We start from the raw sequence: 6672 nt of genomic DNA on the forward strand, positions 1-6672 counted from the left end.
TTTATAATATCTTCATTTGAAGCCCGGAGGAGATATCATCATTTGCGGCGATTTTGATCTTCTTGTTTTCCACTGTCCCATCAAGGTATTTGATTTTGGCTTTTAATATAATGTCTCCGATTGAAAACGTGTCATTTTCATCTTTTAATACGTTTAACGCCAATTCATAGGATTCATTGTCCTGTTCCTCATATTGAAAGGTGTAAGAATTTCCTATTAAAGTTTTGAAAGTGACCTCGTGTGTTTGCTGGTCGTAAAGGCTCCACAGGAAAGTGTCATCTTTTTGGATATCTTGAGAGAAGGCGCCGTAATCAGATACTTTCAGCTTTTGGGTTTTAATGAAATAGGCATTTACTTTTTCTAAATCCTTACGCTCAATTTTATCTTCTGAGCTGCTAACAGTAATTTGATCTATGTTTTTTTTCCTGGATTCAAAAAACAGTTTTAGACTCAGAGTAGCCGAATTTGAATTTTTTGAGAATTGTATTGTAGATATAGCCGAACTTAAATTGTAAATTGTATTTTCTGAGGATAAAACCATTTTTTCACCAGCTTCCGCCTGTACGGTGATGGTTGCAAAATCATTTTTGAAAAGAAGTCCGGCAGATATTATAAAAATAAGCAGTATCGTACCGGATGCCGCCGCAATTGCTGTGTGTTTGCTGCGGCGTCGTTTTTTAATTAAAATATTTTCCAGTTCTTCTACAGTAAATTCTTTCATTTTTATAGAATCCATTGCATATTTATATTTATCTATATTTATATTCATAATCTACCTCCATAATCTTTTTTAACTTTTTTCGGGCTCTATGCAGATGAGACAGGATAGTGTTTTCATTTTTTTCCAAGATGGAACTCATTTCTTTTACAGATAGTCCCTCATAATAATGAAGATGAATCACCATCCTATAATTCTGGGGTAAATCCATTACTGCAGAATATACGTCATGATATTCCTCAGGTTCTGGTGTTTTTGGATAACTTTTTGGCTGATAACTCAGCCAGCAAAAATGTTTTTTGCATTCGTTAATGGTAACCCGTATGAGCCATGCTTTTTTGTGCTCATCGTCGTGAAAAGTGTGTTCGCTTATCATATATTTAAGAAAAACATTCTGGGTTATGTCTTCTGCGGTTTCTTTGCTTTTGGTGTATGAATAAGCGATTTTTGATATTGTGTTTGTATACTTCTTGATGGTATTTTCGATATCATGCTTTTCTTTTATAAAATCTAATTTCATAAACACCTCCTTATACATATAACATCCATATATAGTATAAAATATTGCAGTTTAATAAATAATTTTTTCGAGGTAATAGTACGCATATAGATACTGTCATTTAATGATATTGAGTTAAATGTTTCCGTGCACTGTTCCTTGATAGACTGTACGGGTGCGGTTGCCGAATAATAAATACTCATAAGAGGTGCGTCTTAAGGTTCCCTTCATAACGGTTTTATATTCATTGTCATACGCCTCATAAGGATATGTTGAGGATGGTATTACATCGCCGTCATAATACACGACAATACTCACCCATTTTGATACAGCAATACGGCTTACTGTTTCATTATCAGGGATAATAAGTTCATAAATAGAATATTTAATACCGTCTGCGGTGTAACCCTCTTCAATAAATTTTTCATTTTCAATAATTGGACTTGCTTGCACATTTATAGGTATTATCAATAAGAATATTGTTGCTAATACATATGCAATAGCTGTTAAGGACACTGATTTTTTCAACGTTTTTCCCTCCGCAAAATTATAAAGTTATTTTTACACAAATAATAAATAGTATCTGCATGTATTTATAATTATATATAAAAACAATACAAAATACAAGTAAAATATATGATTTCAGGATGGGGAATTGATTTGGAAAATTCAAATTAAACTATCATTCCCTACCAAAATCCCCATTTTACGCAATCTATCAAACCCATTACATCATCAAATCAACCATTTTCCCTTGTTTTTGCCCTCATAGGACCAAAACAAGGGAAAGTTTTTAATTACCGCCCACCACCTTATCCAAAAGCCTTGCGGAAGTCCGTTTCGCCTCTCTGGTGGCATGGGCATAAACATTCATTGTGGTACTTACATCAGAGTGTCCCAGAAGTTCCTGCACATCTTTCGGGGCTGCCCCGTTTGATAACAGATTGCTCGTAAAAGACAGTTCTTCGTAATCGTCCGGTATCTCCTCCGTACTTTGCAAAGAATACAGATCATAATGCGTCCTTCCCTTTTCCATTACTTTCTGATAGTAATTGCGGAAATACATTTCGCCACACTGGAAACGCTCTCTGTGCTGTTGCTTTCTGGCTTTTTTTAGTATCTCTGCCAGTGTGTCGCAGAAGTCCACTGTACGGATTTTTTTCCGCTTGGTTGCACCGATTTCCATCTTGTGGCGGGTGGCATTGTAACGCATACTCCGGCGGACGGTAAGATACTGTTCCTCAAGGTTGATGTCCTGCCATGCCAGCCCGCATACCTCGCCAATGCGTAATCCAGTATAATAGGCTATCTGCACCGGCAGGAGTGCCGGATTTCTTTTTTTACGGAGATAATCCGTTATCTCCGTGTACTGCTCATGGGTAATGGTCGGGATGTCTGTCTCATTTTCCGCATTTCCCTCAAACAGTTCCACTTCCTCCTTTTTTACCCGCATGCGTACATACTGCATGGGATTAAAAGTAATATAGCGTTTCGGGAATACCGCAAACCGGAACGAGCCCCGCAGGACTGCCGAAAACTGGAGCATATAGTTTTTACTGATGGGCTGAGCCTCCGTTCCGTCCGGTCTTGTTCCTCCAAAAGACAGGAAATCAATATACTCCTGTAAATGGTCGGCAGTTATGCTTTTCAGCTTACGCTGTCCGATAGGATGTTTCTTAATCTGTCTGGCGGTAGTGGTATAGGCAATCAGCGTCCCAGTGCTTAATGTACCGGGCTTTACTTCTTCCTCCAGCCATATATCCAGCATTTCCCCCAGCGTGATATTTTCCGTCTTTGCCACAAACTTCTTTTCCTCGTAATCCTCCATTGCCTTGCGGAGAAGTTTCTCCGTTTCTGACTTGCTCTCTGTTCCTGGGTACTCCTTCTGCACCAGATTTCCGCTCTCATTCTCCACATAAAAGCGGTAGTACCATTTCTTTCCTTTTTTTCTTACAGAACCTTTTGCCATAATAAAATCTCCTTTCCTAGACGCAATCTGTTATTGCGTTGGCAATCGGAACTGATAGATATGCTTATTTGCGTGTAGGCATATCAAAACTCCGGCTGCCCTGTCACAAGGAATGTTCACTCAGAAGATTTTTCAGCCTCGTCCTCGCAAGTTCCGGCTGTTTGGCATACACCCTTACAATGTCGCTGATTTCACTCGTGCTGTTGATGAAACGCATAACCTCCCGCAGAAACATGACGTTGTTAAACTCCTGTTCAGATTCAAATCCCATGACCTTTGACATTGCCTCATTGAAATCCCCGCCCTTACCATACTCTTTAGCCGCATGGGTAAAAGACTGGTTAAACATACGGTACTCATAAAGGAACAAAAGCAGCAAATCCTTTGAGAAATCGCTTTCTTCCTCTTTCATGTCAAGCGGGAAATCGCCCATTATCCGGCTCATGGCGGATTCAATCTTAAAATCCCTGCTGTCCGACATATCCGCCCCCATATCCTCTGTTTCGCCCCGGAGCCATGCCGCTGATACATGAAGTGCATCCGCTAATCCCTCAACAATCAGTTTCTTTGTGTTGTCAATGCTCCCATTCTCATACCGCTGGATGGTGGTCTTGTTCACGTCCATCTGTCCGGCAACATACTGGAGGGGGAGTTTCAGCGACTTGCGGCGTTGTTTCGCCCGTTCACCGATTGTCCTGCGAAGTTCTTTCTTCTCCATCGTGACCTCCTTGCACTGCGTTCCCCCTGCTTGTTATAAGCTGTTAAAGGGAAATCTGTTTCGTTGTTACAAGACTATAATAACACACAAAAACAGATGTTGCAATATGCAAAATAGAAATAACCGCAAAAGGACTTGACAAAACCATCGTATTTATTTATTATGCATTTTACAGCGTTGCATAATGCAACATTGTAAATCAACAAGAAAGGGGATACGGATATGAGCAGGAATGAAAATGCAGGAAAAACAGGTTATCGGAAAAGAGGGAGGATATTTGTATGGCAGAGATTAAGATTGGAATGACGATAGAGGAAGCGTCCGAATATACGGGCATTGGCAGGAACACCATGCGGAAACTGGTGGAATGGGAGAAAATCCCGGTGCTGCGGATTGGACGGAAAGCAATCATACGCAGGGATGTGCTGGAGAGGTTTATGGCAGCAAATGAGGGGAAAGACCTGCGGAACCGCCCGGAAGTAAAAACTGTCCGGACATGATAAGAGGCAGCCATAACGGCTGCCCCATTGGCAATCAGACCGGAGTCTTGATATACCTACACGCAAGATAAGTGTATCACAGACTTCTCCGGTTATCAACCGGAATTTTTCTTTGGCAGGACAGGAATGGTGTAGTTTTGGTGTAGCAATGGTGTAGATTTTTTCTACACCGTTCCTACATCATTTTTTGAAATACTACACCATTCCTGCATCATTTGGGGCAAAGCCTACATCAAAACTACACCATGACAGGGGAATCAATGGGAAAAGTGCCTGCACCTCTGCCTGCACTCTGCCCGCACCATGCTGGCACTTATGTTTATCCGCAGTATTTTACTTTGGCAGAATACAGGTCAGCGGCAGATGGTTTCTCCGGCAGGCAAAATAACAGGCAAAAGCTGGATATACACCCGCTTGAACAAGCCCCCGGCAGGACCCCCGCATTTTTGGCTTGACAAAAATGCTAGGGGGTTATCATTATCGGCAGAGCCGAAATGATAACCGCACCCCGCCACGTTCCCATCAGCCCAAAGGAAAATCGGAGACGTAAAATGATTGATAAGGAAACCAGCCGGAAAGGAAATGACAAATAAGAAAAAAATTCCTCCGGCAGAGAGGGGATGTGATGAATGAAGTATCATACAGTGCCCATATCAGCAACGGGAAAAGTGCCCTCAACAGCAAAGGCAGGCTGTCCGGTGTGGCAAAACACAACCTGCGGAAATACCGTTCCAAAGAGTATGACAGGGAGAACATTGTCCTGCTCTTTGGCAGTACAAATCTTATGCGGGATGTGAAAAAAGTCTATCAGGACACTTTTTCAGAAGCACTGGAGCAGTATAACCAAAAACAGACAAGGGCAGACCGACGGATTGACGATTATTTTGAACATCTGTCCGGCAAGAACCAAGACATGGCAGTGGAGATTATTTTCCAGTGCGGGGATAAGGATTTCTGGGAAGATGTCTTTATGGAAACAGATAAGGAAAAGCAAAACAAAGAAAATATCTGCAAGGTATATGACACCTTACTGGAGCAGTTGCAGAAAGAAATGCCGGATTTCAAAGTTGCAAATGCGGTAGTCCACTTTGATGAAGCAAGCCCGCATATGCACGTTGTAGGCGTTCCCATAGGCAGGGGATTTAAGCGCGGGCTGGAAACAAAGGTTTCCAAACGCTCTGTTTTCACTCCGAAAACGCTGGAGAATATTTTACAGAACAGCCTGCGTCAGACCGCAAGCGTAGAAATGCTTATCCACTTCGGAGTGCTTGTAAAAGATAAGCAGAAAGGGAAAAACTATGACCTGACCGTTGCGGAATATAAGGTGCAGCAGGAAACGAAGCGGCTGGAAATGGTGGCGGGATTCCTTGAAGAAAAACAGGACAGGCTTTTTAATGCCAACCAACGTCTGGAACAGGCAGAAAAAGAAGTTTCCGAAGCAGAACGGCGGTTGTCTGACACGAAAACAGAGATTATCGGAGCAGAGGAAGATTTGATACAGATAAAAACAGAAGGCAGGGAAATGAAACAAAAACTGATGGCAGAACAGGAGGAAATACGGCAGGAAAATTTGTCCTTAAAAACAGATACGCTTATCCTTCATTCTGATAAAGAGCGTCTTTTGCGTGATGTCAGGAAAGCAACAGATGAAAAGGAACAAATACAGGTAAAAAAAGAGGGGTTTTTAGAGGATATCGGTGTGTTGGATAAAGAGTTTGAAAAGCGTCTGGATTTCATCAACGTACTGGATAAACTCAAAGCACTCTTTTATAAGCTGTTATCCATGATTCCGCTGGTGCGGGAGTTTGCAAAGTTTGTAGAAGAAAAAAAGGATATACGGGCCGCCTCCCCTTATGGCTATACCCCTCTCGGCAGGCTGTAAAGGTTTCTGAAATAAGAGAGGAAATCATGCCGGAGAACCGGATATGTACGTTAGAGCTGGCAGAGGTGTATGTAAAGGCGGTGGAGAGTTTCATGGAGGATATGGAACCGGAAGAACGTACAAGGGAGAACCGTCCTATGTATCAGAGACAAAACGAGGAATATATACAGGGCAGATAAATAATTCCGTTGTTAAAAGGCATAGATGAAATATTCTATGCCTTTTGCAGTGCAATTAACTTACAATTAACATATATGCACTTTTAGAGTTAACATTGGGGACGGTATACTTGGTTCATACAAAAAAAACAAGTCCAGCTAAGAAATGTCAATAGGTAAAATGAAAAATGTTAAAAAAGTTTTTTTTAAGTAGTTGATGTAAAAAAG

8 protein-coding genes are annotated in these 6672 nt (G+C 41.3%); 3 read left to right on the top strand and 5 right to left on the bottom strand.

Annotated elements, in window-relative coordinates:
• Position 1: 1 nt before the first annotated feature.
• The 5 genes from NFR99_RS09715 to NFR99_RS09735 all read right to left on the bottom strand — a co-directional run bounded on the left by NFR99_RS09715 (position 2) and on the right by NFR99_RS09735 (position 3904).
• Complete coding sequence (locus tag NFR99_RS09715) at positions 2-769, bottom strand: hypothetical protein (RefSeq protein WP_251353505.1); 768 nt, start codon at positions 767-769, stop codon at positions 2-4.
• Positions 750-1238, bottom strand: coding sequence for an RNA polymerase sigma factor (locus tag NFR99_RS09720; protein WP_251353506.1), 489 nt, complete (start codon positions 1236-1238; stop codon positions 750-752). Before NFR99_RS09720 ends, NFR99_RS09715 begins: the two co-directional genes overlap by 20 nt.
• Positions 1239-1352: 114 nt before the next feature.
• Positions 1353-1745, bottom strand: coding sequence for a hypothetical protein (locus NFR99_RS09725; protein ID WP_251353507.1), 393 nt, complete (start codon positions 1743-1745; stop codon positions 1353-1355).
• 265 nt (positions 1746-2010) lie between these two features.
• On the bottom strand, positions 2011-3186 hold the full coding sequence (locus tag NFR99_RS09730; RefSeq protein WP_251353508.1) for a tyrosine-type recombinase/integrase: 1176 nt from the start codon (positions 3184-3186) through the stop codon (positions 2011-2013).
• A gap of 103 nt (positions 3187-3289) precedes the next feature.
• The gene (locus tag NFR99_RS09735) at positions 3290-3904 is read right to left on the bottom strand and encodes a helix-turn-helix domain-containing protein (RefSeq protein WP_120486608.1); all 615 of its coding nucleotides are present in this window, start codon (positions 3902-3904) and stop codon (positions 3290-3292) included.
• Between the two features lie 281 nt (positions 3905-4185).
• Between NFR99_RS09735 and NFR99_RS09740 the strand changes: the two genes are divergently transcribed.
• The 3 genes from NFR99_RS09740 (at position 4186) to NFR99_RS09750 (ending at position 6465) form a co-directional block, all read left to right on the top strand.
• Entirely contained in the window at positions 4186-4404 is a 219-nt protein-coding gene (locus NFR99_RS09740; RefSeq protein ID WP_016285446.1) for a helix-turn-helix domain-containing protein, read from the top strand.
• A gap of 625 nt (positions 4405-5029) precedes the next feature.
• The gene (locus NFR99_RS09745) at positions 5030-6286 is read left to right on the top strand and encodes a plasmid recombination protein (RefSeq protein WP_251353509.1); all 1257 of its coding nucleotides are present in this window, start codon (positions 5030-5032) and stop codon (positions 6284-6286) included.
• Between the two features lie 26 nt (positions 6287-6312).
• Positions 6313-6465, top strand: coding sequence for a hypothetical protein (locus NFR99_RS09750; RefSeq protein ID WP_158605022.1), 153 nt, complete (start codon positions 6313-6315; stop codon positions 6463-6465).
• Positions 6466-6672 lie beyond the last annotated feature (207 nt).

The sequence above is a fragment of the Hominisplanchenecus murintestinalis genome, from assembly GCF_943193015.1.
GTDB lineage: Bacteria > Bacillota > Clostridia > Lachnospirales > Lachnospiraceae > Hominisplanchenecus_A > Hominisplanchenecus_A murintestinalis.

What these genes read in the sequence shown, in the direction of transcription:
- NFR99_RS09730 (WP_251353508.1), bottom strand. Translation starts at nt 3,186, where the DNA reads ATGGCAAAAGGTTCTGTAAGAAAAAAAGGAAAGAAATGGTACTACCGC.
- NFR99_RS09735 (WP_120486608.1), bottom strand. Translation starts at nt 3,904, where the DNA reads ATGGAGAAGAAAGAACTTCGCAGGACAATCGGTGAACGGGCGAAACAA.
- NFR99_RS09715 (WP_251353505.1), bottom strand. Translation starts at nt 769, where the DNA reads ATGAATATAAATATAGATAAATATAAATATGCAATGGATTCTATAAAA.
- NFR99_RS09720 (WP_251353506.1), bottom strand. Translation starts at nt 1,238, where the DNA reads ATGAAATTAGATTTTATAAAAGAAAAGCATGATATCGAAAATACCATC.
- NFR99_RS09745 (WP_251353509.1), top strand. Translation starts at nt 5,030, where the DNA reads ATGAATGAAGTATCATACAGTGCCCATATCAGCAACGGGAAAAGTGCC.
- NFR99_RS09740 (WP_016285446.1), top strand. Translation starts at nt 4,186, where the DNA reads ATGGCAGAGATTAAGATTGGAATGACGATAGAGGAAGCGTCCGAATAT.
- NFR99_RS09750 (WP_158605022.1), top strand. Translation starts at nt 6,313, where the DNA reads ATGCCGGAGAACCGGATATGTACGTTAGAGCTGGCAGAGGTGTATGTA.